Consider the following 25,874-nt stretch of genomic DNA (forward strand, 5'->3'; position numbering starts at 1 on the left):
GTAAGGGAAGGGGGTATCCGACCCCTTCCCTTACTTATAGAGAGATGGAGTGAGCATGCCGATGGAAACGAAAGGAATAAGCAAGAGCAGGCGAATCGCGGGCGCCTATCACCTCATGTTGTTGCCTGCCGTCATTCTTGTGCTTATATATAGCTACGGTCCAATCGCCGGTATTGTCATCGCATTTCAGGACTTCGTTCCTTCGAAGGGCTGGTTTGAATCCGATTGGATCGGTCTTGGCAATTTCGAATACGTATTCAATATGCCCGATACGATGCAAGTACTGAAGAACACGTTGCTGATTTCTTTGATGAAAATGATCGTAGGAATTGTTTTTCCGCTTACGCTTGCTATTTTGCTCAGCGAAGTGAAAAACGCATTGTTTAAGCGTAGCCTGCAAACGATCGTTTATATGCCTTATTTTTTATCTTGGGTTATTTTATCGGGAATCCTGGTTGATATCCTGTCCCCAACTAACGGCATCGTTAATAATGCGTTGCATGTGTTCGGCATAGATTCCATTTATTTTCTAGGAGATGGGGTTTGGTTCCGGATCGTGCTGGTCGCTTCCCATATTTGGAAAGAGCTCGGATTCGATACGATCGTGTATTTGGCTGCCATATTGAGCATCGACAAGTCCCTGTATGAAGCTGCTTCGATCGATGGAGCAGGTCACATGAAGCAAGCTTGGCATATTACGTTGCCGGGAATGCGGCCGATTATCGTCCTCTTGAGCGTATTGGGGCTTGGCAATATTCTGAACGCCGGATTTGATCAAGTATTTAACCTATATAGTCCGCAAGTATACGATAGTGCGGATATTCTAGATACCTACGTCTATCGAGTCGGGATCGAGCAGATGCAGTACGGCGTAGCCACGGCAATCGGGCTGTTTAAATCGGTCGTGTCGTTAATATTCATATCGGGTTCGTATTATATGGCTTATCGCTTCGCTAATTACCGCATATTCTAATCGATCGGAGGTATGGAGCATGATAGAAAGACGTACGCCATCCAGAATGTTATTTCTGTACGGTAATTACGTAATTTTGACCCTGTTCGCGCTAACTTGCCTTTTTCCTATTCTGCATATGGCCGCGATGTCATTAAGTAGCAATTCTGCCGTTACCGCCGGTTGGGTATCCGTTTGGCCGATAGGTTTTAATTTGGATTCCTACAAATATATCGTAAGCAACAATATGTTCTTGAACAGCGTGGTCATTTCCTTCGAACGGCTTGCCCTCGGCGTAAGCATAGGACTGGCTTTAACGATATTGGCGGCTTACCCGCTCTCCAAATCCAATCTTAAATTCAAATCGAGAACGGTTTATTCGTGGTTTTTCGTCATTACAATGATTTTTAACGGCGGATTGATCCCTACCTTCATGGTCGTGAAAGAAACGGGTTTGATGGATTCGATTTGGGCGCTCGTCATTCCATCCGCCGTTAACGTATTTAATATCGTGCTTATGCTGAACTTCTTCAGGACGCAACCTATCGAACTCGAAGAGTCGGCTCAGATCGACGGAGCGGGTGCTTGGCGAACGCTATGGAGCATTTATTTGCCCATCTCTAAGCCCTCACTCGCCACCATTGCGTTATTTACGATTATTTTTCATTGGAATGCTTGGTTCGACGGACTGATTTATATGAATTCTCCGACGCATTATCCTTTACAAACTTATCTGAGGACGGTTATTGTATCTCACGATTTGACGAACGCAAACGCAAGCGATTTTAGCATGATCCAGAACATTTCGAGTCGCACCGTACTCGCTGCTCAGTTATTCGTTTCCATGTTGCCCGTATTGTGCATATATCCGTTCCTGCAGAAGTACTTCGTGCAAGGGCTCGTACTCGGAAGCGTCAAAGGGTAAAGACAATCGATGAAAGAGGCGTTGAAGAAGTGAAATTGCAGCGACTGAAGGAAATATTCGATAATCCGCCGGCGGATTATCGCGGCGTACCGTTCTGGTCATGGAACGACGACTTGAAACAAGATGAGCTCGACCGGCAAGTAAAGGGATTCAAGGATCAAGGCATGGGCGGATTTATGATGCACGTTCGGGAAGGACTTGAGACTCCCTATCTCGGAGAAGATTTCATGGAACGAATCAAGTCGACAGTGGATACGGCCAAGAAGGAAGGCGTATACGCTTGGCTCTATGATGAAGATCGGTATTCCTCCGGCATGGGCGGCGGAGAAGTGGCTCGAATGGGCGGCGATGACGTTCGCGCTAAAGTTCTCACCCTTGAAGTCGTCAAAGAAATCCCGCAGGGAAATGACCCTAAAGTGGTCGCCCTATATGAAGCCTCTATTAGGGGCGACGAGATCGCGTGGTTTCATAGAATTGATTTTACGGCCAATCAAGAGGAGATTGCACCGAATCCCAATCAAAATCTATATCTTGTTTTCCGACGCGAATTCGGGGTCGCGAACGAATGGTGCCACGGCGATACGTATACGGATTTACTGAATCCGCGATCGACCGAGCTTTTCATTCAATCGACGTACGAGAAGTACAAAGATGCCGTGGGGGATGAATTCGGCGAGACGGTTCCCGGCATTTTCACGGATGAACCAACCATTCGCGGGGGTTCTGAAAGTCTACAAGTAAACCGAGCATGGATATCTTGGACGGATAGTTTGCCCGCGTATTTCAAGGACAGCGTAGGATATGAAATTTGGGATGTCCTTCCCTACTTGTTCTTCCAAGGGGAAAAGGCATCTAAGACCAGATTTGATTATTGGAAAACGATTACTGAACGGTTCAGCGAAGCTTATACGAAGCAAATCGGCGATTGGTGCCGAAGCAACGGATTATTGTTCAGCGGACATTATCATTCCGAAGGTAGTCTATTAGGCACTGTCCAGACGACCGGCGCGGTTATGCCCCATTATCGTTATATGGATGTTCCGGGAATAGACACGCTCTGCGAGCAAACGGATGAAAGCTTGACGATCAAGCAGGTGGCGAGCGTGGCGCGGCAATATGGAATGAAACGCGTCATTACCGAAACTTACGGCGTGACCGGATGGGATTTCACTTTCGAAGGACGCAAATGGCTCGGTGATTGGCAATTCGTTCTCGGCGTCAACCTGTTAACCCACCATCTCGCTTTATACTCGCTTAAAGGTTGTCGCAAACGCGATTATCCTCCTTCTTTTAACTACAACACCAATTGGTGGTCGCATAATCACGTGATGGAAGATTACTTCGCGCGCTTGAGCAGCGTCCTCACGCAAGGAGAAGTCGTTAGGGACGTTCTCGTGCTGCATCCGGTATCATCCGTTTGGTCAATGCTTGGCGCCAACGGTATGGGTGAGTATGAGGGGCATGCAGGCCGGATTGACGAGTTGCGGGAATTCGAAAGCCAATTTAATCGATTTATCGATCTGATGCTTGCGGCCCATTATGATTTCGACTTGGGCGATGAACTGATTTTACAAGAAAGCGGCCGAGTCGAGAATGAGAGACTGAACGTTAATCTAGCTGCCTACAAAGTCGTTATCATGCCTCCGATGATGAATGTGTTCGGTAGTACCGTGGAGCTTATTCGCAAGTTCTTGGATGACGGAGGCAAAGTCATCGCTTCGGGTACACTACCCGACAGGGTAGACGGTGATATGTCGGGTGCAATGGAAGGATTATCGAGGCATCGAGGATTCATTCATGTCGAAGATGCCGGAGAAGTTCCATCTGTCCTAGAGAAAATTCTAACTAGAGAAGTTAGTTTGAAGAATGACAACCGTCTCGAAGCCGAAGATTTTCTGTACATGCTGCGCGAAGTAGGTCAAAGTAGAATCTTATTCGTGGTGAACAAGGATCGGCAGCAGGGAGCGAACATCGAGATCGCGCTAAACGGCATAGGACGCGTCGAAGTCTGGGATCCGTTAACCGGAGAAGTAACGGAAGCGGAGTCCGTCGAAAAGGACGGGAAAATGATCATTCGTCAAGCATTCGGTCCCGCGGATTCCAAGCTTTATGTACTGGTTCGGCCTGACAATGACGAGCGTAAATCGGCGCGAACGACCAAGCGGACACTAAAGCCGAAGAAGAGTAATGATCGGATTGTTACGGCATTGGGGCCGGTAAGCCGCTTCACCCGTACGGAACCCAATGCAATAACGTTAGACAAATGTCAGTATCGCATTGGAGAAGGCAAATGGTCAGCAGAAATGGATGTCTGGCAGGCGCAACGGGAAATTAGATCCGCTCTTGGAATGCGTCATGTATTCGCCAATGGAGGGCTTCAACGTCATCTATGGATTCACGATTCGCATCAAAATGATGGAACTCCAATATCTTTAGCCTTCGAATTCGAAGTTTCCGAAGTACCATGCTCCGAAGTATCCGTGGCGATCGAGCAAGCGGAATCTTTCACAATGATCTTTAACGGTGAAGATGTCGTCGGTGGTGTAAAGGGATGGTACTTGGACAGAAGCTTCGGTACTGTGTCCCTGCCGCAGCTTAAAGCAGGACGTAATCGACTTGAAGTCTCCTGCGCTTATGATCATGCCATGGAACTAGAGGATTGTTACTTAATCGGGGACTTCGGGGTTTCACCCGATAGGGTTCTCGTGAAAGAGCCGGAAACTTTGCGTTTCGGTGACTGGTGCTTGCAAGGTTATATGCATTATTGCGGGAGCATTGTCTATCATTTGGCTTACGAGTGCCTAGAGTTGCCAGGTGCCGGATCAACGATGATCCTTGAGTTAGGAGATTATCGTGCGGTGACGATAGAAGTAAAGGTGAACGGCCGGCACGCCGGTTATGTGCCTTGGGCAGCCACGAAGCAACTGGATATCGGCGAATGGCTCGTTATTGGCGAGAACAGCATCGACATCGAAGTCGTTGGCAGTCCGCGCAATTTGCTAGGCCCTCTTCACCAAGCGGCAACTTCATACAATTGGAAAGAGTGGTGGGACTATCGCCGCGAGGGCATCGAATATACGCCTGATTACGTCGTTGTCCCTTACGGCTTAATGGGTCAAGTACATCTCAAGCTGAGGGAAGACGGACGATGAGATCGTCCCGTACAATTAAAGGTCGTTAAGCGGTCTTGGTCCTGAATTCCATGGGACTGAGACCGTTTGTTATATTTGAGCATGAGCGCGGTAATTATTCGGAGAGACGCCTTTCTGTTTTTTGAAAATTTTAGAGAATAGTAAGGGGTCGTTATAGCCCACGGACCGAGAGATATCACCGATAGTAAGCTGTACATTTCCCATCATTTCGCATGCTTTATTAATCCGGTATCGAATCAGATACTCCTGAATGCTTTCATTCATTCGTTGTTTAAATAGCGAGCACAGGTAGCTTCGATTGAGCCCGATAAAATTCGCAATATCCTCAACGGTAATCTTCATGGCATAATTCATTTCGACAAAATCAATCACTTTGTCCACGTAGACTTCCGATCCGTATTGTTTCCGAGTCGAAAGCTGCTCAGGACCGTGCTCAACAAGAAGCGATAGCATTAAGTAAAGTAATCCGGTTAGCTTCATTTCCCTAGCTTTATGCCATGCCGTGGACTGAATCATGGATTGCAAGTATTGCGTAATCCAATCATTTTTGTCATAGCAGAAGATCGGCGATTCCATGGTAAGACCCGCTTGTTTGAGGAACAATGATGCCTGTGTCCCGTTAAACCCGAACCAGCAATACGACCAAGGGTTTATTTTATCGGCTTGATAATAAGTGATGACGTTCGGACATATGAGAAACCCCTGTCCCTTATTCAGTCTGTACTTATTGTCGTTAACCTCGAAGATGCCTTCCCCGTCCATAATATAATGCAGCAAAAAATGATCTCTGAGGGCCGGACCAAAATAATGTCCGGAACTGCATTCTTCCACTCCATATTGCGTTAGATACAAATCGGAGTGTTGTTTGCTGCGCGGCAAATATTCAATCATGGTATTTCTCCTTATTAATATTAACTATCTAGCATAATAACATGACTATGAAGTGCCATGCCATGTACGAAACGGCTAACATTCGTTTATGATTTCATAAACAATAGACTGCCAAAAGGAGATTTTGCTTATATGAACATATTTGTTGATGAACTGGCGAAACTGTTCCACTTGCAAAGCAAAAATTCAAGCTATGTCATGCAAGTCGTTAACGGACATCTCGTCCATCTCTATTGGGGGGCAAAGCTTCGGAACGACGGCAATTTAACGGGTTTGCCTAGCGTACCGACCCATAACAATCTGGATCAAATTCCGCAAGAATATCCACAGTACGGAAGCGGCGATTTTCGACAGCCGGCCTATCAGATCCAGTTGGGGGATGGCAGCCGCATTACGGAACTCGTCTATTCGGGCTACCGATTGTTCTCAGGCAAGTCTAAGTTAGACGGCCTGCCCGCTATCTATGTGGAATCCGAAGATGAGGCGCAAACGCTAGAGATCTCTCTGAGGGACGCGTATACGGGATTGACGGTCGTACTAAGCTATACCGTGTTTTCGGATTTTAACGCCATTGTACGTTCGACGAAGTTGATCAATGAAGGAGCGGGGACGCTACGGTTGCTTCGGGCACTAAGCGCAAGTCTCGACATGGATGTGCCGCAGTACGATGTCGTCTACTTGTCCGGCGCTTGGGCGAGGGAAGCCAACATTCAGCGCCGGCCGATCGGTCCGGGAGGCACGAACATCGAAAGCCGCCGCGGAATGAGCGGACATCAGTTAAACCCCTTCTTTGCCCTCGCGGCTCCTCTTGCGGACGAGGATCAGGGAGAGGTATACGGCTTCAGCTTCGTGTACAGCGGTAACTTCTTCGGCGGAGCGGAGGTTGACCCCATGCGTAAAGTTCGGGTTCAGATCGGGTTGAACCCATTCGATTTCGCGTGGCAGCTAGAACCCGGAGCAACGTTCCAAACCCCGGAGGCGGTGCTCGTCCATTCTCTGGAAGGATTCGGCGGTATGTCACGCACGTATCACAAATTGTACCGCACGCGTCTTTGCCGCGGTCATTACCGGGACCGCGATCGCCCGATTCTTGTAAATAATTGGGAAGCGACGTACTTCAACTTCACCGCTGAAGAAATTGAGTCCATTGCGAAGGTCGGAGCGGAGCTTGGCATTGAGTTATTCGTTCTAGACGACGGGTGGTTCGGCAAACGGGACGATGATACGACGTCGCTCGGAGACTGGGTGGAAGATAGCCGCAAGCTGCCCAACGGATTAGAGAATTTAGCTGAGCGGATTAATGAGCAAGGATTGACGTTTGGCCTGTGGGTAGAACCGGAGATGGTGTCACCGGACAGCGATTTGTATCGCGCACACCCGGATTGGTGCCTGCACGTCGAAGGGAGACGTCGAACGTTGGCAAGAACCCAGCTGGTTCTTGATCTTTCACGTGAAGATGTTCGCGATTACTTGTTCCTTATGTTGTCAAATATTTTCTCCAGGGTGTCTGTCTCTTACGTGAAATGGGACATGAACCGGAGTTTAACGGAAGTCGGATCCGCTGCTGCTCCGGCGGAACGTCAAGGTGAAATCGCGCACCGATATTTGTTGGGTGTCTACGAGTTGATGGAGCGGCTTACGTCAACCTTCCCTCACATTTTGTTCGAGAGTTGTTCGAGCGGCGGCGGTCGCTTCGATCCCGGGATGCTGTACTATATGCCTCAAACATGGACGAGCGACAACACGGATGCCGTAGAACGTCTCAAGATTCAGTACGGTACCAGTCTCGTGTATCCCGTAAGTTCAATCGGGGCGCACGTCTCCGCCGTGCCGAATCATCAAGTTGGTCGCTATACGCCGCTTACGATGCGCGGCGACGTCGCGATGTCCGGAAACTTCGGTTACGAGCTGGATTTGACAAAGTTTACTGATGAAGAAAAGGAAGCCGTAAAGAAACAGGTGGCTGATTACAAGGATATTCGTTCGCTGGTGCAGCAAGGTGAGTTGTATCGCTTACTCAGTCCCTTCGATGGCTCGGAAACGGCTTGGATGTTCGTGTCGGAGGATAAGGAGCAAGCGTTGGTTTTCTTCTTCAAAGTACTGGCCGAACCGTTTGCGCCGCCTAAGGTGCTGCGTCTCAAGGGGCTTCATCCCGAACGGAACTACGCGGTCGAAGGCATCGGCACATTCGGCGGCGACCGTCTCATGCATGTAGGTCTTGCATTTCCGGCACTTCATGGGGATTATGCAAGCCGAATGTTCCGTCTACTGGCAACGGCGAGTGAATAATCCCGAGTCATGTTTATCTTTAGTTAAATCAGAAGAAGAAGGAGGACGCGGGTGACTACGTCCTTCTTTCTCATTTGCGTCGTTAAAGTACAAGCGATTACGGAAGATTAGTCTAGCAGGATGGTCGGCTCCTTCGATACGATAAAACATAAGGTCTAGATGAAGAAGGGATGAGAACTCTCACCATGAAGCCGGTTCGATTACGATTAAGCAATTACTACTCCCCTATGGGGATCGATACATTGACGCCGTCTTTCTCCTGGCAATTAGAAAGCGAGCATCAAGGACAAGAGCAAGTTCACTACCGAGTTGTCGTTGCCACTAGCGAAGAAACTTTGTTGAAGTTAGAGGAATTGACTTGGGATAGCGGAAAAGTTCAATCTTCCGATCAACTTGCTATCGGATATAACGGAACACCGTTACAAGAAACAACTGCTTATTATTGGAAGGTTGCCGTTTGGAGTCGGGACGACAATATGGAATGGAGCGAACCAAAGCTACTTTATACGGGGTACGCCCAAGAGTCGGAATGGATAGGAAAATGGATCGGGAGCGGTCGCAACAAACCGTTCTACGCTCGTCGTACCTTTGAAGCGACCAAGTCGATCAAACAGGCGTTCTTCCTCATTTCCGGATTAGGCCATTTCAAACTATTCATGAATGGAAATAAAGTCGGCTTAAATGAGATGGATCCGGGATGGACGAATTACGATCGGTCCGTTCAATATGTTTGCTTTGATGTGACGAATCAGATCACAGAAGGCGAGAACGTGATAGGAATATCCGTCGGCAACGGATTTTATTCGGGTGATTCCGGCGGCAGACACTTTTACACGATGGATAAAGGTTACATTCCGTATGGCGATGAGCTGCTTGCGATCGGAGAGTTGCACATCGAATTTGAAGACGGGTCTTCGATTACTATTTGTACGAAGGCCGACGAATGGAAAATTCGGGATAGCGCAACGACGCTGGCTAACGTGTATGGTTCGGAGAACTACGATGCTCGCTTGTATCCTAAAGGCTGGAACGAAATAGGCTTTATCGATGCTGATTGGGAATCTGCCAAAGGGCTAGTCCCTCCGAAAGGAAAACTTGTTTCCCAAAGTCAACCTCCAGTAGTTGTTCGGACAATATATGATACGATCCAAATCGAAGAAGTAAAAGAATCAACTTTCGTCTTTGACCTCGGTCAGAATATGTCCGGCATGTTCGAAATCTTCGCGAGCGGTCCTGCAGGTAGTAAAGTTACGATTAAGCCGGGCGAGCTCAGGAACGTTGACGGTACGGTAGCAACGCCTTGGGATATCGTAACTTATTCGGAATATACGCTTGCGGGGACTGGAGCAATAGAGAGCTGGAAGCCTGATTTTTCTTGTTACGGTGCACGATGGGTTCAGATTGAAGGCTGCACCCGTGACGGGTCCGATGCGAACAAGCCGGTTATCCACGATGTGAAGGGCCATTTCGTGACCTCGGCTTCACTAGATACAGGGGAGTTAGCAACGAATGATTCTCGAATTACGCGCCTAGAGAATATTATTGTCAAAGCGATCGAAAGCAACCTGCAAAGCGTCCATTCGGATTGCCCGACGATCGAGAAACTAGGGTGGTTGGAGACCGCGAATTTGATGGGGCCTTCCATCATGTACGTCAAGCATGTAGAAGAATTATGGTTAAAGATAACAAGGGATATGATCGAGGCCCAGACGGATGAGGGGCTTATTCCAGATATCGCGCCTGAATATTCGAAATTCGAAGATGGATTTCGCGATTCGATCGCTTGGGGGAGCTCCATCGTGCTCGTTCCGGAGCTATTATGGCGGATCTACGGCAATCGCCAAGGCATCGAAGAAGCGTATCCAGCAATGAAGTCTTATATGTCCTATTTGAAGACGAAAGAAGTAGCGGGCGGTCTGATCGGGCACGGCCTTGGCGATTGGGGCATTCATCCGCAAACCGGCGGCGATTATATCGAAAATGTCGAAACGGCATTTTATTATCGAGATTATTTAGCGCTATCTAATTTCGCTGATATGTTGGGATTTAAGCAGGATGCCGTTCATTATGCGGAAGAAGCGGAACGGGTTAGGAGAATGTATAACGAACTTTTACTTAAGCCGATTGCAGCTGAAATCCAAGCTACTCATGCCTACAGTAAGTTAGGTGGCGAATACGATCCGGATAATCAGGTCATCCAGGCGGTTCCGCTTTATTTCGGTCTCGTGCCGAAGGAACTGAAGCAAGATATCGAGTGCGCGCTCCTTCGCGCGGTTAAGGGGCGTCAATTAAGGTCCGGAGAAATCGGATTGCGTTTTTTGTTCGGCGCTTTATCGAATATGGAGAGAAACGATATCGTATTCGACATGATGATGCAGCCCGAGCATCCGAGCTATATCCGATTCGTGGAGAAGGGCGAGACGGCGTTGCCCGAGTTTTGGACAGATGATGCGCGTTCTCGTAATCATGATATGATGGGTCACATCTTGGAATGGATGTATGCGCACCTTCTCGGTATTTCATCCGTCGAAGAGGCTTACAAAATAATTCGAATAGCTCCGTTGTATTCGGATAGGGTTAATAGTATTCGCGGCAAGCACCTTACGGCAAGAGGGCTAGTTGAAGTTGATTTTTATCATGACGATGATGAGATCCGGCTTAAAGCGAGTTTGCCGCCGAACACAATTGCGAAGGCTCGAATCCCGTTATTCTCAGGGGAAGACCAATTACATGAGAACGGGATACCGATCGGCTACGAGTTAGTATGGGAACAGGAGCAACCTTACGCCATTGTTGAGGTTGTGTCGGGTAGCTATGACTTTTTAGTAAGAGTATTTAAGTGTAAAGGTGTCTAAGTGCAACGGAAAACGGAGCAACCCATCCGGTGGTGCTCTGTTTTTTGTTTATCGTTGAGATTGCCTTTCAATTGGTCGAAAGATTGAAAGGATAGTCGGTTAATTCACATTGTAAGCGTTATCAGCGGTGCTTAGAATTTATATTGAGCCAGGACATTATTTACACAAATTTAATGCAAGGGCTCTGACGATGCAGGAACAACATGAGATTTAGACATGAATCGATTGATGAAATGTTTGAAATTGGAAGGAGGCGGCTAGTGCAGTCGAAAGGTAACAATCAGATTTTTGTATTACGGGAAACTCGAATCAAAAATCTAAAATAAAAGGATGATTTTGATGACTCAAAAGATTAATTTGCGCAAGATTAAGCTATTTCTCATGATTTCTGCAATGCTTTTGGCATCGATTCAAGGTGCTTATCTATCTCCTAAACCCGCATATGCCGCCAGTAGTCTCATTCAGAACGACGTTTTCTGGAAGGACACTTCGAATAATAATATTTACTCTCAAGGGGGCGGCATTCTAAAGGTCGGAAACACCTATTATTGGTATGGAGTAAAATATAATGGCGCAGTCACCTATGCGAATAATCCAACATCGAAAAACTCGGACACTAGTTTTAATGCCATTACGATTTACTCGTCTACAGATTTATCGACATGGACCTTCAGAGGCAATGCAGTCGTAGCAGGCGCTGCGGGTACTACGTTCGAGCCTGCATCATGGGTAGGACGTCTTGGTGCCGTATATAATGCCAATACGGGAAAGTACGTCATCATCGGCCAATATGGCGGACCTGCGGGAGCCGGAGTCATATTTTTAACGAGCACTTCTCCAACCGGTCCATTTACTTACTCTCACCTAGAGAGCAATATTCCCAATGTAGTAACAGCGACTACAGGAGATCAGTCCGTCTTTGTTGACGATAATGGGAAAGCCTATCTGATTTTCAGCAATTCGAATGGCAGAACCCATCTATATGTTGCCCCTATCAGGGCATCGGATTCTCTGCACATTGAGCCGGCTACCGAGGTGTATACGAGTACGAACGGCGGCCGAGAAGGTAATGTCATGTTTAAGCACAATGGTTATTACTATATGGTTTCGTCGGATCTTCATGGTTGGAATGCATCCCACACGTACTTCATTAAATCCACTAACATTATGGGGCCATATTCTTCAGAATCCGTTATGTCAGGTACGAACTCCGACTTCTCTCACGTAACGCAAACCGGACTAGCCGTTACGGTCACGGGTAGTTCTGGATCATTTGTCGTGTTCGGCGGTGATAGGTGGAGTGATTTCGCGGGGAATGGAATTGGATACAACCAGTGGGTTCCGATTTCTTTCAGCGGGAGCACGCCTTACTTTAATTCGTTAAGTCAATGGAATATCGACGTGGCAAGCGGTACCTGGAGCGTGGGGGCGGGAAATAACTATGTATTAAATCCAAGTTTTGAAGCCGATAGGGTAGCGCAGACTTCTCTAGCGGGTTGGACGAATTGGGATAACCTTCCTTCGGCAGAAGCAAACGCGAACGTATCCGGAGGACAGACCGGAAGATGGGCAATGACACAATATTATGCATCGGCTTATAACGCTAGCATGTACCAGAACATATCCGTTCCGAATGGAACATATACGCTCAAAGCATGGGTGAGGAGCAGCGGAGGCCAGACAACGGCTCATCTCTTTGCTAAAAACTTTGGCGGAACCGAAAAAACCGTAGCCATCAATAGCAATATGGGTAGCTGGACGCAGAAGACGATTTCAAACATTCAAGTAACGAACGGGTCTATACAGGTAGGTGTCTTCTCAGTCGCCGGTGCTGGAAACTGGGTCAGAGTGGATAACTTCTCCTTGGTTAAAAATTAATAAAGCATGAAGTTTAATAATAACAGATCGAGTCAATGGGCTTGATCTGTTATTATTCGTGAATATCGAGGAATGATATTCGCCGTACATCTGTTTGGTACTTGAAAGGGGAATTTAATTGACACTGATTATTGATCGACACACGACTTATCGCTTGCCTAAGAAGTTAACTTCTCCGGTCCGTCACGCTTGGGGGATGGTGGAAAGGGATCTTAAAAATGTGTTTGGAGAGGTGCCAAAGCTTAAAGAGGATGACGGCGCTCCAGTTGAAGTAGAAATTCGATATGCCCTCCCGGAGGATCTCTGCCCAGGGCATCCAGAGTCGTTTTCCTTTCGGTTTATCGAGGCGGAAGGGGCCATGACGCTCCACATTACGGCCCACGATGATCTCGGGCTAGTATTCGGTTTGTTGGAGTATAGTCGTAGATATCTGGGAGTGGATCCGTTCTGGTTCTGGATGGATAAGTACCCGATGCCTAGGCACGAAATACACATTTCCGAAGAAAATTACGATTCGCCAGAGTCGTTTGTTCGCTTCCGAGGCTGGTTCGTCAACGATGAAGTGTGCTTGATTGGATGGAAGGAGGAGTATCCCCCAGCCAAAGAAGTGTGGTATCCCGTATTCGAAGCTTTACTGAGATGCGGCGGCAATATGGTGATCCCAGGTACCGATCTGCCTAAACATGGCATACATGCCGATCTTGCGTCAGAGATGGGGTTATGGGTGACTCATCATCATGCAGAGCCGCTTGGCGCCGAGATGTTCCTGCGTGCTTATCCCGGCAAGCAAGCCAGCTATCAAGATAATCCGGAGCTGTTCGAAGCATTATGGGAGGAAGCAATTGAAGCGCAGAAGGACCGGAACATTGTATGGGTTCTTTCCTTCCGAGGGCAAGGAGACCAGCCTTTTTGGATACAAGACCCTTCTTTCGATACACCGGAGAAGCGCGGAGAGATGATCAGCAGGGTCGTTCGCAGGCAGTATGACATGGTTCGCGAGAAGGTTGAAAATCCGAATTGCTGTGTAGCTTTATACGGTGAGATCGCAGAATTATACAAGGCAGGTCATATCGACATTCCAGAAGATATTATGCGAATATGGGCTGATAATGGCTATGGGAAGATGGTTTCCCGTCGTCATAACAACCATAATCTGAGAGTTCCTTCGCTTCCTTCTAATGAAGGGGGAGGGAAGCACGGCGTTTATTATCATGTAACGTTCCACGATCTTCAGGCATCCAATCATATGACCCTTTTTCCATTGCCAACTTCATTTATCCAGCAGGAACTGGGGGATGCTTTCCATTCGGGAGCATTCTCGTATTTGTTGGTGAACAGCGGAAATGTTAGACCTCACGTATACACCTTGGACTTCATCCGAGAGCTGTGGAGCAAGGGTCATGCGGATTCGAACGAGCACCTCCTTCAATTCGTGCGCCGTATGTATTCCGTTTGCGAAGACGAGATTGTAGCCTTGCTTCAAGATTATGCTAAACTGACCATTTCATATGGCCCGAATGAAGACGATCGTGCCGGTGAGGAATTTTATCATCATCCGGCCCGAGAAATCGTTGGTCATTGGCTTCAAGGGAGAGACGGGCAACCGCTTGAGAGACTGAACTGGGCAACGGGCCCGGTCGGTTTTGCGGAACAAGTTGATTGGTTTAGCCGCAGATGTGCGGATGCAGTACCTGGCTGGCAGTTACTCGAAGAACGCATCGAGCAACTTATTACCAAGCTTCCGAATGAGGAGCAGCAAAGAATGAAAGATCATCTGCTGCTACACGTCAAGCTGCATCAATCCGGCTGCGAGGGTTTTGCAGCATTAGGCGATTCTTATATCGCATACTCGAACAAGGAATTTCCCGCTGCATTCGTACATGCATCGCGAGCAATGTGGTGCTATCAACAGGGAATAGCAGCTATGCAAGAAGCTGAACACGGACATTGGCATAATTTCTACCGTGCGGACTGGCTCACGAATATACAGAGCACCGTGAACAACATGGATACTGTAAGAAGATGGCTGCGTATGCACGGAGACAGTCCCGATTTCTTTGCCTGGTATAAAAATTATCTGATGCCGGAGACGGAGAAATATATTTATTTAGAAAATACGCATCGCAATCCCTTGTCAGACGATGATCTGGCTCAAAGACTGCAGAAGAAATTTGAACTTTATGGTTGAAAAACAATGCGACGCGACTAGCCCAGCGGATCGTCTTCAGCATCAGCGGCATGACTATGGACGGACTAATTCCCCGGCTCCCCCCGCAATCCCTTCGCCGCGTGCTTCTTCCGGTAGGCCCCCGGAGAGAGGCCGTGCTGCGCACGGAAAATACGATGAAAGTATGCGTAGCTGCCGAGACCCGTCTCGGCGGCTATTTGCTCTAGCGACAGCGGACTGTGATGCAGCAGCTCCAGCGCGTGCGCCATCCGGATCTGCTGCGCGTAGCCGATGACGGATGTTCCGTAGTGCTCCTTGAACAGATGCACCGCGCGGGAAACGCTAAGTCCGCAGTCGCGCGCGACGTCTTCGAGCCGAAGCGGACGGGAGGCGTTCGCTTCGATGTAATTGCGCATGCGGATCGCGTGGAACGCGGACGAGGACCGGGCGCTCGGCGCCTCTCCGATCGCCCGGTCCAGCATGAGCAGCAACGTCTGCGCGAGCAGCGTCACGAGGGGCGGGTCGCCGCCGTCGAGCCTTCTCTTCTCCGCCATCAGCTGGTGCCATTGCGCGATCAGCTTGCCGTCCTCGGCGATCCTCACCTTCGTCGGTCTCTGCCGGCTTGCCCACCACTCATCCATTCCCGGTCCGGTGCTCATAATAAAGTAATCGCCGCTTGCCTTCGTCGGTTCCTTCGCCGGTTCGATGCGCAGGTCGTACAGGTCGCCCGGCTTGAACAGCATCAGGTCTCCCGGCTCGACGGACGCATAGCCGCCGGAGACGAGCGCCTGCGAGACGCCTTCGAATTGCAACCGGATAATATAGGTTTCCAGACCGCCGGGGAAGTGCTGCCTGAACGATTCCGGATGTTGGTGATAGCCGCATAACTGTACATGAATCGGATTCATTGCCTATTCGCCTCCGACCAGATCGTTGAGGTATACAGCCATATTGTTTCTACAAAAGCAACGCCGATTCCTTCTATAATGGAGGCATACGACCTAGGAACGCGAAAGGGGATCAACATTCATATGGCAGACCGTAAAGTCAGAGTCATCCAAACCTCGCACGGTTCGTCCGACCGCTTGACCGAACGCGAGGCGCTCGTGCTTACGAACGACGCGAAGGGCATCGAGAACCAATTGATCAACGTCTACGACGACGTGACTTACCAAGAGATCATCGGCTTCGGCGGAGCGATCACGGAAGCTTCGGCGGTAACGGCGTACAAGCTCGGCGAAGAGAACCGCAACAAAATTCTCGAGGCGTACTTCGACGCGGAGAAGGGCATCGGCTACAACGTCGTGCGCACGCACATCAGCTCCTGCGACTTCTCGCTCGGCAACTACGACTACGTGCAGGACGGCGACGAGAAGCTCGAGACGTTCGATATCGGCCGCGATAAGGAGAAGATCATTCCGTACATTCAAGGCGCCAAGAAGCTCGTAGGCGACGACTTCACGTTCTATGCTTCGCCTTGGAGCCCGCCTCCGTTCATGAAGACGAACGGCAAGAAGAACAATGGCGGCGAGCTGAAGCCGGAATTCCGCGACGCATGGGCTCGCTACTACATCAAGTTCGTCGAAGCGTACGAAGCGGAGGGGATTCCGGTATGGGGCCTCACGGTCCAGAACGAAGCCAAAGCCGTTCAGCCTTGGGACTCCTGCGTGTATACGGCCGAGGAAGAGAAAGACTTCGTTCGCGATTACCTCGGACCGAAGCTGTGGGAAGCGGGACGCAAGGACATCCGCCTCATGGTCTGGGATCATAACAAGGAGCGCGTCTACGACCGCGCCAAGGTCGCTTACGAAGACGCGGAAGCGAGCAAGTACATCTGGGGCATCGGCTTCCACTGGTACTCCGGCGACCACTTCGACGCGCTGTCGGTGACGCACGACCGGTATCCGAACAAAGGTCTCGTGTTCACGGAAGGGTGCCACGAAGGGGGCGTGCAGCTCGGATCTTGGAAAAGCGGAGAGCGTTACGCGCACGACATCATCGGCAATCTGAACAATTGGATGCAAGCGTGGACCGACTGGAACATCGTGCTCGACGAGATCGGCGGACCGAACCACGTCGGCAACTTCTGCGACGCGCCGATCATCGCGGACACGAAGAGCGATTCGCTCACGTTCCAGAGCTCGTACTACTACATCGGCCACTTCAGCAAGTACATCCGTCCGGGCGCGGTGCGAGTCGGCTCTTCCAAATATACGGAGCAGCTGTCGACGACGGCGTTCAAGAACGCGGACGGCACGATCGCGGTCGTCGTCTTGAACCGCACGGACGCGGATGTTCCTTATATTCTCCGCAACCGCGACCAAGTCGCCGAGACGACGATTCCGGCGCATTCGATCCAGACGCTGCTGTTCCCGGCGGCGGAGTAAACGCATAGGATGATGACCTGGCCCCGACTCGTTCGGGGCTTTTTCGGCGTTAAAACGGTGCGCAGAAGCAGCCCGTGTTCAAACTCCGTACAAATTCCGGCGATATAATACACATAACGATGCACAATAGAGCCAAAGGATGCGAGCCCTGTGACGACGATAATGGTAGTGGACGACGAGAAGCACATACGCGAGCTGATTCGGTTGTACTTAGAGGACGAAGGCATGGACGTCGTGGAGAAAGCCAACGGCGAGGAAGCCTGGAACTATTACAATAGCCAGCACCCGGTGGACCTGATCGTGCTCGACGTCATGATGCCGAAGATGGACGGCTGGGAGCTGTGCCGCCGCCTGCGTGAAGCGGGAGACAAGCCTGTGCTCATGATTACCGCCAAGGGGGAGCCGCTCGACCGGATCAAGGGATTCGAGCTCGGGACGGACGATTACTTGGTCAAGCCGTTCGAGCCGATGGAGCTCGTCATGCGGGTGAAGGCGCTGCTGAAGCGATACCGGATCTCGATCTCGCAGACGGTGAAGCTCGGCGGCGTGACGCTGGACAAGACAGGCTACGCGGTCAGGCACCGCGGCTCCTGTCTTCAGGAATCGATTCCGCCGAAGGAATTCGAGCTGCTGTACATGCTGGGCAGTCACCCCGGCAAGCTCTATACCCGGGATATGCTTATCGAGCAAATCTGGGGCTACGAGTACGAAGGCGACGAGAGGACGGTGGACACGCACATCAAGCGGCTTCGCGAGAGGTTCCAGGCCTACGAACAGGACTTCCGGATCGTGACGCTTCGTGGACTCGGTTACCGCCTGGAGGTGTACCGTGATTAAGTCGCTATACATTCGCGTCGCCATTACGTTCATCGGCGCCGTCATGGTCAGCATGGTGATCGGCCTGCTGCTTAACGGACGTATCTTCACGGAGCAGATCCGTACATACGTGCTAGAGAGCTCGACCGCTACGGGGAAAACGATCATACAAGCTTACGTCAGCGCATACCCCGACAATACGGGACCGATGCTTCAAGGACTGTCCGCGTTTCCGAACTACCGGATTCGTCTATATGATGGGGAAGGCAAGCTGCTCCATGGGACAGGACAGAATTTCGCGTTAAGCGAGTCGGAAATCAGTCTGGTCGTGAGCGGCGCCGTTCTGAACAACGATCATAGGCCCAACGGCAGCGACATGGTGGTGGGGCTTCCTTTCAGCATCGGGGACGATCGTTTCGCGCTATTCGTCATGATGAGCAATGACGATGAAGTGTTCGTTATTCTGGCGAAGATTCTGCGCAATGAATTGCTCATTATTCTGCTGATCGGCAGCCTGTTCATCGCGATCGCGGCGCGGTACGTCGTTCGTCCGCTGCAGAAGCTGACCCGCGCGACCCGGAAGATGGCCACCGGCGACTTCAACGTGCGCCTCCATTCGAAACGCAAGGACGAGATCGGCCAGCTGACGGCAAGCTTCAACCGGATGGCGCAGGAGCTAGGCGCGCTCGAGAGCACGAGGCGGCAGTTCGTCTCCGACGTCTCGCACGAGATTCAGTCGCCGCTCACGTCGATCAAGGGCTTCACCCAAGCGCTCATGCATAAGAAAATGGACGAGCCCGCCCGCATGCGCTTGCTCGGCATCATCGAGGAAGAGAGCAATCGGCTGTCGCGGCTCAGCGAGGATCTGCTGCAGCTGTCGTCGCTCGAGCACGGGCATCTGAAGCCGAACGCGACCCATTACCGGCTGGACGAGCAAATACGCGGCGTCATTATCGCTTCCGAGCCGCAGTGGGCGGCCAAGGCGATCGATATTTCGTTCGAAGCGGACGAGGTGCTGCTGTCGGCGGACCGCGATCGGCTGTACCAACTGTGGGTCAATCTGCTCGGCAATGCCGTCAAGTTCACCGAAGCCGGAGGGCGCATCGATATCGCGGTGACCGATCTTGGAGAATACGTGCGGGCGTCGTTCGCCGATACCGGCCGGGGTATTCCCGCGGATGAGATCGACCATATTTTCAAACCCTTCTATAAGGTCGACAAGTCGAGGGAACGCACGCTCCAAGGCAACGGGATCGGCCTGTCGATCGTGAAGCGGATCGTCGAACTTCACAACGGAGAGATCCAGGTAACGAGCGCGATCGGAGCAGGCACGACGATAACCGTCAAGCTGCCCAAGCATCGGTCGGAATAAATTCTTCTCCGTACACAGTCCGTACAAATTCGGATGGTATCATGGCAACCAGAGACAGGAGAGGAGAATTACAAGTGAGCGGATTAACGAAAATCAGTCTTAAAAACGGCACAGCCGTCGTCATTCTATGCTTGCTGGTGCTCGGGTACGGGTTTTACTCGGCCACGCAGATCAAGCAGCAAACGTTCCCGGATCTGGAATTCCCGGCAGTATTCGTGCAAGTCATTCAGCCGGGTTCGTCGACGGAGGAGATGGAAACCGACGTGACGACCCCGATCGAGTCGAGCCTCAAGGGCATTCAAGGCTACGACTCGCTGACGAGCACGTCGATGGAGAACGCCGCGAACGTCATCATTCAGTTCCCGTTCGGCTCAGATATGGAGAAGCGTTTCGGGGAAGTAGAGGCGGCGATCAATAAAGTACCGCTGCCCGAACAGGCGAATCTGAACGTGCAGCGGCTGTCCATCAACGCCGCGCCGATCTACCAGGCGGCCGTATTCTCGGAGGGCGAGGATTCGGCGGCGCTGCAGGAGAAGCTGGAGACGGAAGTGCTGCCGAAGCTACAAGGGATCGCGGGCGTCAGCTCGGTCGAGCTGACGGGAACGCACTCCGAGCAGCTGAGCATCGTCGTGGACAAGGACAAGGCGGCCGAACGCGGCATTACGCTCGCGGCGATCAAGTCGTCGCTGGAGGCGCAGAACTACGCCCTTCCGCTCGGATCGGTGACGCAGGACGAGACGACGATTCCGATTCGTCTGACCGGCCAGCTGTCCGTGCTCAAGCAGCTGGAGAACCTTCGGATTAGCCCGGCGCAAGGCGGCGCTGGCGCTCCGGCGACGCAGCTGTCCGACATCGCGATGATCAAGACGGATTCGACGCAGGATCAGATCGCGCGCTTCAACGGCACGCCGAGCTTGATTCTCGGCGTCATCAAGACGCAGGACGCCAACACGGCGGACGTGTCGGACGCGGTCAAAGAGACGTTGGCCGAGTTCGAGCCGCAAGGCATCGGCGTCCACGTCATTCAAGACCAAGGAGAAGAAATCAAGAAGTCCGTCAGCGGCCTCGTGAAGGAAGGATTGTACGGCACGCTGTTCTGCGTGATCATCATTTTCCTGTTCCTTCGCAACGTGCGGGCGACGATCATCTCGATCGTGTCGCTGCCGATCTCGATTTTCGCGACGATCGCGCTCATGAACCAGATGGGCTACACGCTCAACATCATGACGCTCGGCGGCATCGCCGTCTCGATCGGCCGTATCGTAGACGACAGTATCGTCGTCATCGAGAACATATACAGATGGAAGCAGGAGAAGGGCAACGAGCTCAAGGGCAAGGAGCTGGCTTACCGGGCGACGAAGGAAGTCATCGCCGCCGTCGGCTCGTCCACGGTCGCGATGGTCGTCGTATTCGCGCCGTTGGCGTTCGTGTCGGGCATTATCGGAGAATTCTTCCGTCCGTTCTCGCTGGCGGTCGTCATCTCGATCCTGACGTCGCTGCTCGTCGCGATGATGCTCATTCCGGTACTCGGCAGCGCGTTCTTCAAGAAGGTGAAGCCGCATAAGGAAGGCAGCAGGCTGGCGAACGGCTTCGAGAAAGTCGTCCGCGGGGCGCTGAAGCGCAAGGCGCTCGTCATTATCGGATCGCTCGCGTTGCTCGTCGGCTCCCTGATGCTCATTCCGGCGATCGGCGTCGCGTTCCTGCCGGCCGGCTCCACGCCGACGGCGTCCGTATCGCTATCTCTGCCGCAGAAGAGCGACTTGGAGACGACGGACAAGCTGGCGGCCAAAGTCGAAGACTATATGAAGAACCTCGACGGCATCGTCAGATACGACGCTACGATCGGCGCCAGCGACAATCCGATCGTATCCGTCGGCAGCGCCAATAAGGCGACGGTGAACGCCGAATTCGAGAAGGGCACGGACATGCAGCCGCTTCTCGATAAGCTCGGCGCCGAGCTGCAATCGCTCGCCTCCGCGGAAGTGCCGGGCACGACCGTCGAAGTGAAGGCGGCCGCGGCCGAAGGTCCTCCGACCGGCGACACGATCGACGTCAGCTTGTACGCCCAAGATCCGGCGAAGCTGGCGCAAGCCGCCAAGCAGGTCGAAGATCTCATGAAGGCGAACGCGGACATCAAGGGCGTCTCCAACAACATGAACGAAGTGACGCCGAAATGGGTGCTGACGGTGAACGAGCGAGGCATCGAAGCGGGCGTAAGCCCGTTCGCGATCATGCAGCTCGCCGGAGAGCAACTGCGTCCGGTGCAAGCCGGCACGTACGTGATCGATAACGAAGCGCAAGCGGTCTCGCTCTCTTACGGCAAGCAGATCGGCTCCCGCGAAGAGCTCGAGAACGTAATGATCCCGACGGCGTCGGGGCCGATGATGCTCGGCGACGTCGCGACGATCGTAGAACAGAACGCATTCATCAAGGTGAACCACGAAGACGGTAAGACGTACGCGCAAGTAAGCGGCACCGTCAAGAACTCGGACGACGTGGCCGCGGTCACGAAGGAGATCGAGCAAGGAATCGACGGACTGACGCTGCCTGAAGGCGTCGAGAGAAAGACGGGCGGCGGGCTCGAGATGATTACCGAAGGCTTCGTCAGCCTCGGCATCGCGATGGTTGTCGCGATAGGCCTCGTGTTCCTCGTCATGAGCATGACGTTCGGCGGATTGCTGACGCCGCTCATCATCATGACGTCGCTCATCTTCATTCCGGTCGGCTCGCTCGGCGGGTTGCTCATCACGGGACAAGCGCTGACGATGAGCAGCATGATCGGGATGCTGATGCTCGTCGGCATCGTCGTTACGAACGCGGTCGTACTGCTGGATCGCGTCGAGAAGAACCGCAAATCCGGCATGGAGCTGCGCGAATCGATCGTCGAAGCGTCGAAGACCCGCTTGCGTCCGATTCTGATGACGGCGTTCGCTACGATGCTGGCGCTGTTGCCGCTCGCGTTGTCCGGCTCCACGACGAGCCTGATCTCCGGCGGTCTGGCGGTTACCGTTATCGGCGGCTTGTTCACCTCGACGCTGTTGACGCTCGTCTTCATCCCGGTTATCTACGAGCTGGCATGGAAGAAGCGCAAGACGAAGATCGAGGAAGCGTTCTGATCCGAAGACGGCAACCCGCTCAACCCGTCCTACCCGCGTGAATGCGCCGATTCAACTTGGGGACAATAAGCCGCATCACCCGTTACACCGATAACAGGAGGCGGCTTATGATCCTACGAGGCAAATGGGCTATCATCGGGCTCGTCGCGGCGCTGTGCGCCTTGACGGTTCTCGGCGCCGGATGCGGCCGGCAAGTGAAGGATAACGTCCAGCGGATGCAAGTCAGCTCGGTGGACACGACGCTGCCCGCGAACAAGCACGTCGTGCGGCAGAACGATTCGCTCTGGAAAATCTCGCAGCAATACCACGTCAGCGTGGAGCAGTTGCTGTCGGCCAATCCGTCGCTGTCCAGCGACGGCACGATCTATCCGAACCAGACGCTCACGATTCCGTCGAACCAGAGTCTGGACGGCTTCGAATCGCAGGTGCTCGCGCTGACGAACGATGAGCGGGCGAAGGCGGGGCTGCAGCCTTGCGCCGGTACCGACGCCAACCTGAACCGGTCGGCGAAGGCGAAGTCGGAGGACATGGCGGCGACCAACTACTTCGCCCATGATTCGCCGACGTACGGCGACCCGTTCGCGATGATGCGCAACTTCGGCGTGCAGTTCAGCTCCGCCGGCGAGAACATCGCCATGGGCCAGCCGACGCCGCAAGCGGTCGTCGAAGCTTGGATGAACTCGCCGGGCCATCGCGCCAACATCTTGAAAGGCGAGTTCACGCACCTCGGCGTCGGCTACATCGTCAAGGACGGCAAGCCGTACTGGACGCAGCAGTTCATCGGGAAGTGAAGCCCGGCAATAGAGAAGCACCTTCGCCAAGTCGAGAATGGCGAAGGTGCTTTTTTCGCGTGCGATCATTGGTCGTTCAAACCCGAGATGACGCTTCCGAGCGTCTTCTTCGCGTCTAGCAAGCCGTAGCCGTACATATCGTCTCTCTTCTTCGCCCCGAGATCCTTCGCCGACGTCTTCAACAGGCTCTCGATCCGATCCGGCGTCAGCTTCGGATTCAGCGCGCGCATGAGCGCTATCGCAGCGGTAACCTGCGGAGCCGCGTAGGAAGTGCCGTTCCCCCATCTGTAGGATTGTCTCCGTTCCCCGATCATGACGTCGACGCCGGGCGCGACGAGATCGAGGTTCGGGCCGTAGTTCGAACCTAGCCGATTGCCGGCGTCGTCCTTCCAAGTCCCCCGGTCGTTCGAACGGTCGGTCGCGCCTACGACGATGACGTTGCTCATGAGCTGCAGATCGGCGCTTATCGGGCCGTTCTCGTTACCCGATGCGGTTACGAAGGTGACGCCGTGCTCGCGCAATCGGTTTAACGCGTCCTGCAGCCTCCGTCGTTCTTCCTTCGCGCCGGGCACCTTTAAGTTGAACGAGAGGGAGGAGCTGAAGTTGACCGCCGCGACGGGCCACCCGTTCTTCACGACGAAATTGTCGATGATGTCGTTCAACGCTTCGATGAGTCCGTTCGCGGTGGATTTGCCCCGATGGTCGTTCATCTTATAGGTGATCGTCTGCACGGGGCTAACGCCTTTCTCGTCCGAGATGCCCGAGCTTGCGAGCACCGCATCGATGACGTACTGCACTTTGGTGCCATGGCCGAAGTCGTCCCACGGCGCCGGATACCGGGAAAGCCGCCAGGCTTGGTATATCGTTCTGTCGCGGTTGACGTCGAAGTATCTTTCGCTGATGCCGGAGTCGAGATTGACGATCAGCGTCTTGGACAGCCGCTGCCCGGACAGAAGCTTGCCCGCGTCCGGCACTTTGGTCGACGGAAGGAAGTAGCGGTAGTCGTCGTAGGAGCCGGCCGAAGCATTCACGGAGCTGAGCGCTACGATCAGAATCAAGAGGGCGAGGCCGAGTTTTCTCATGCGTCGAATGCTCCTTCCGGTAACGTCAATGCCTATTGAACTCATTATATCGCGAACGAATGCCGAGTTCGAACGTTTGATGTGAAAATTATGGTAAAATGAGCGGAGTTGAAATCCCGGAAGAGCGAGGAGGCCGCACGATGAAGGCTATGGTCTATCATGCATACGGATCGCCGGAAGTTCTCCAGATCAAAGAAGTGGATGTGCCTTCGCCTAAGGAGGATGAAGCGTTAATCGAAATCCATGCGGCATCGGTGAATTCTTGGGATTGGGATCTTCTGCGCGGCAGACCATACCTCACCCGGCTTGGCGCGCTCCGCAAGCCGCGTTATACGATTCTCGGCGCGGACGTCGCGGGGAGAGTCGTCGCCGTCGGCGCAGCCGTCCGGCGATTCCGTCCGGGCGACGAGGTGTTCGGGGATATTTCCGGCAGCGGTTGGGGCGGCTTCGCCGAATACGTGAGCGTTAGGGAGAGTACGTTGACGCCGATGCCTTCGGGCTTGAGCTTCGAACAGGCGGCCGCCATACCGCAGGCGGCGGTTCTGGCGTTGCAGGGCATGAGAGACAAAGGAAATCTGCGAACGGGTCATCAGGTTCTCATTAATGGGGCCGGGGGCGGCGTCGGCACGTTCGCGATCCAATACGCCAAGCTGCTCGGGGCGGAAGTGACCGGCGTAGATAGCTTGGAGAAGCTGGATATGCTTCGATCCATCGGCGCCGATCACGTATTGGATTATCGGAAAGACGATTTCACCGCGATCGGACGGCAATACGACTTGATTCTCGACGTCGTCGGAACCCGGTCCGCGTTCGCGGTCAAGCGCGCGTTGAAATCCGGCGGCACCTATGTCATGGTCGGCGGCACGATGTCTCGCATTCTTCAGGCGCTGATCGCGTCGCCGCTCACCTCTTGGTTGGAGAAGAAGAAGCTGACTCTACTCCTCCATAAGCCGAACCATGGGGATCAGCTCGTCTGGAAGGAGCTCGTTGAATCCGGACGGATCGTGCCCGTCATCGATCGGCAGTATCCGTTAAGCGACGCGGCCGAGGCCATCCGTTATCTTGGAGAGGGTCGCGCGCAAGGGAAGGTCGTCGTGCGCATCAGAAGCTAAATACTCGTTCATTTCGGGGTAACCCGAGAATTAATCTCATTAAATGCTCCATTAACGACATTAAATGCTCCGTTTCGGAGCATTTTTTG

The 25,874-nt window shown here is 52.5% G+C and carries 16 protein-coding genes; 13 read left to right on the top strand and 3 right to left on the bottom strand.

From position 1 onward, the window contains the following. Positions 1–61: 61 nt before the first annotated feature. Genes ACFQZG_RS06385 through ACFQZG_RS06395 form a run of 3 tightly spaced genes read left to right on the top strand, consistent with a single transcriptional unit; the run spans position 62 to position 5,029 of the window. Complete coding sequence (locus ACFQZG_RS06385; protein ID WP_378150725.1) at positions 62–973, top strand: ABC transporter permease; 912 nt, start codon at positions 62–64, stop codon at positions 971–973. A gap of 19 nt (positions 974–992) precedes the next feature. Beyond that, the gene (locus tag ACFQZG_RS06390; RefSeq protein WP_378150726.1) at positions 993–1,877 is read left to right on the top strand and encodes a carbohydrate ABC transporter permease; all 885 of its coding nucleotides are present in this window, start codon (positions 993–995) and stop codon (positions 1,875–1,877) included. Between the two features lie 29 nt (positions 1,878–1,906). Continuing rightward, positions 1,907–5,029 (top strand): glycosyl hydrolase, encoded by a 3,123-nt coding sequence (locus ACFQZG_RS06395; protein WP_378150727.1) that lies wholly within the window; start codon positions 1,907–1,909, stop codon positions 5,027–5,029. A gap of 69 nt (positions 5,030–5,098) precedes the next feature. On the opposite strand, the gene ACFQZG_RS06400 is transcribed toward ACFQZG_RS06395, so the two are convergent. After that, complete coding sequence (locus ACFQZG_RS06400; protein ID WP_378150728.1) at positions 5,099–5,920, bottom strand: AraC family transcriptional regulator; 822 nt, start codon at positions 5,918–5,920, stop codon at positions 5,099–5,101. A gap of 132 nt (positions 5,921–6,052) precedes the next feature. Here ACFQZG_RS06400 and ACFQZG_RS06405 point away from each other — a divergent pair, with 132 nt between their 5' ends. The 4 genes from ACFQZG_RS06405 (at position 6,053) to ACFQZG_RS06420 (ending at position 15,130) form a co-directional block, all read left to right on the top strand. Further along, a complete protein-coding gene (locus ACFQZG_RS06405) occupies positions 6,053–8,209 on the top strand; it encodes an alpha-galactosidase (RefSeq protein WP_378150729.1) in 2,157 nt (718 codons plus the stop codon). Between the two features lie 185 nt (positions 8,210–8,394). Further along, positions 8,395–11,064 carry a family 78 glycoside hydrolase catalytic domain gene (locus ACFQZG_RS06410; protein ID WP_378150730.1) on the top strand — a complete coding sequence of 890 codons (2,670 nt, stop codon included), beginning with the start codon at positions 8,395–8,397 and terminating at the stop codon, positions 11,062–11,064. Positions 11,065–11,403: 339 nt separating this feature from the next. Continuing rightward, entirely contained in the window at positions 11,404–12,942 is a 1,539-nt protein-coding gene (locus tag ACFQZG_RS06415; protein ID WP_378150731.1) for a family 43 glycosylhydrolase, read from the top strand. Between the two features lie 118 nt (positions 12,943–13,060). Next, positions 13,061–15,130: a glycosyl hydrolase 115 family protein gene (locus tag ACFQZG_RS06420; protein WP_378150732.1), complete on the top strand. Its 2,070-nt coding sequence runs from the start codon at positions 13,061–13,063 to the stop codon at positions 15,128–15,130. Positions 15,131–15,195: 65 nt separating this feature from the next. Here ACFQZG_RS06420 and ACFQZG_RS06425 read toward each other — a convergent pair whose 3' ends face one another. Continuing rightward, positions 15,196–16,017 (bottom strand): helix-turn-helix domain-containing protein, encoded by an 822-nt coding sequence (locus ACFQZG_RS06425; RefSeq protein ID WP_378150733.1) that lies wholly within the window; start codon positions 16,015–16,017, stop codon positions 15,196–15,198. Between the two features lie 123 nt (positions 16,018–16,140). Between ACFQZG_RS06425 and ACFQZG_RS06430 the strand changes: the two genes are divergently transcribed. The 5 genes from ACFQZG_RS06430 (at position 16,141) to ACFQZG_RS06450 (ending at position 23,591) form a co-directional block, all read left to right on the top strand. Further along, positions 16,141–17,496 carry a glycoside hydrolase family 30 protein gene (locus ACFQZG_RS06430; protein ID WP_378150734.1) on the top strand — a complete coding sequence of 452 codons (1,356 nt, stop codon included), beginning with the start codon at positions 16,141–16,143 and terminating at the stop codon, positions 17,494–17,496. A 150-nt stretch (positions 17,497–17,646) separates the two neighbouring features. Further along, complete coding sequence (locus ACFQZG_RS06435; RefSeq protein ID WP_378150735.1) at positions 17,647–18,333, top strand: response regulator transcription factor; 687 nt, start codon at positions 17,647–17,649, stop codon at positions 18,331–18,333. Beyond that, positions 18,326–19,684, top strand: coding sequence for a sensor histidine kinase (locus ACFQZG_RS06440; protein WP_378150736.1), 1,359 nt, complete (start codon positions 18,326–18,328; stop codon positions 19,682–19,684). The genes ACFQZG_RS06435 and ACFQZG_RS06440 overlap by 8 nt, the downstream gene beginning before the upstream one ends. Positions 19,685–19,758: 74 nt before the next feature. Continuing rightward, the gene (locus ACFQZG_RS06445) at positions 19,759–22,800 is read left to right on the top strand and encodes an efflux RND transporter permease subunit (RefSeq protein WP_378150737.1); all 3,042 of its coding nucleotides are present in this window, start codon (positions 19,759–19,761) and stop codon (positions 22,798–22,800) included. A 107-nt stretch (positions 22,801–22,907) separates the two neighbouring features. Further along, positions 22,908–23,591, top strand: a complete 684-nt coding sequence (locus tag ACFQZG_RS06450; protein WP_378150738.1) for a CAP domain-containing protein — start codon at positions 22,908–22,910, stop codon at positions 23,589–23,591. A gap of 65 nt (positions 23,592–23,656) precedes the next feature. On the opposite strand, the gene ACFQZG_RS06455 is transcribed toward ACFQZG_RS06450, so the two are convergent. Continuing rightward, positions 23,657–24,673 (bottom strand): S8 family peptidase, encoded by a 1,017-nt coding sequence (locus ACFQZG_RS06455; protein ID WP_378150739.1) that lies wholly within the window; start codon positions 24,671–24,673, stop codon positions 23,657–23,659. A gap of 140 nt (positions 24,674–24,813) precedes the next feature. On the opposite strand from ACFQZG_RS06455, the gene ACFQZG_RS06460 reads away from it, so the two are divergent. Then, positions 24,814–25,785 carry an NAD(P)-dependent alcohol dehydrogenase gene (locus tag ACFQZG_RS06460; RefSeq protein WP_378150740.1) on the top strand — a complete coding sequence of 324 codons (972 nt, stop codon included), beginning with the start codon at positions 24,814–24,816 and terminating at the stop codon, positions 25,783–25,785. The last annotated feature ends 89 nt before the right edge of the window (positions 25,786–25,874 follow it).

The organism is Cohnella sp. GCM10027633 (assembly GCF_042675445.1).
In the GTDB taxonomy this organism is placed as follows: Bacteria; Bacillota; Bacilli; order Paenibacillales; family Paenibacillaceae; genus Cohnella.

Coding starts and splice junctions, on each gene's coding strand:
- ACFQZG_RS06385 (WP_378150725.1), top strand. CDS start 62: ATGGAAACGAAAGGAATAAGCAAGAGCAGGCGAATCGCGGGCGCCTAT.
- ACFQZG_RS06450 (WP_378150738.1), top strand. CDS start 22,908: ATGATCCTACGAGGCAAATGGGCTATCATCGGGCTCGTCGCGGCGCTG.
- ACFQZG_RS06430 (WP_378150734.1), top strand. CDS start 16,141: ATGGCAGACCGTAAAGTCAGAGTCATCCAAACCTCGCACGGTTCGTCC.
- ACFQZG_RS06390 (WP_378150726.1), top strand. CDS start 993: ATGATAGAAAGACGTACGCCATCCAGAATGTTATTTCTGTACGGTAAT.
- ACFQZG_RS06425 (WP_378150733.1), bottom strand. CDS start 16,017: ATGAATCCGATTCATGTACAGTTATGCGGCTATCACCAACATCCGGAA.
- ACFQZG_RS06405 (WP_378150729.1), top strand. CDS start 6,053: ATGAACATATTTGTTGATGAACTGGCGAAACTGTTCCACTTGCAAAGC.
- ACFQZG_RS06400 (WP_378150728.1), bottom strand. CDS start 5,920: ATGATTGAATATTTGCCGCGCAGCAAACAACACTCCGATTTGTATCTA.
- ACFQZG_RS06410 (WP_378150730.1), top strand. CDS start 8,395: ATGAAGCCGGTTCGATTACGATTAAGCAATTACTACTCCCCTATGGGG.
- ACFQZG_RS06460 (WP_378150740.1), top strand. CDS start 24,814: ATGAAGGCTATGGTCTATCATGCATACGGATCGCCGGAAGTTCTCCAG.
- ACFQZG_RS06415 (WP_378150731.1), top strand. CDS start 11,404: ATGACTCAAAAGATTAATTTGCGCAAGATTAAGCTATTTCTCATGATT.
- ACFQZG_RS06455 (WP_378150739.1), bottom strand. CDS start 24,673: ATGAGAAAACTCGGCCTCGCCCTCTTGATTCTGATCGTAGCGCTCAGC.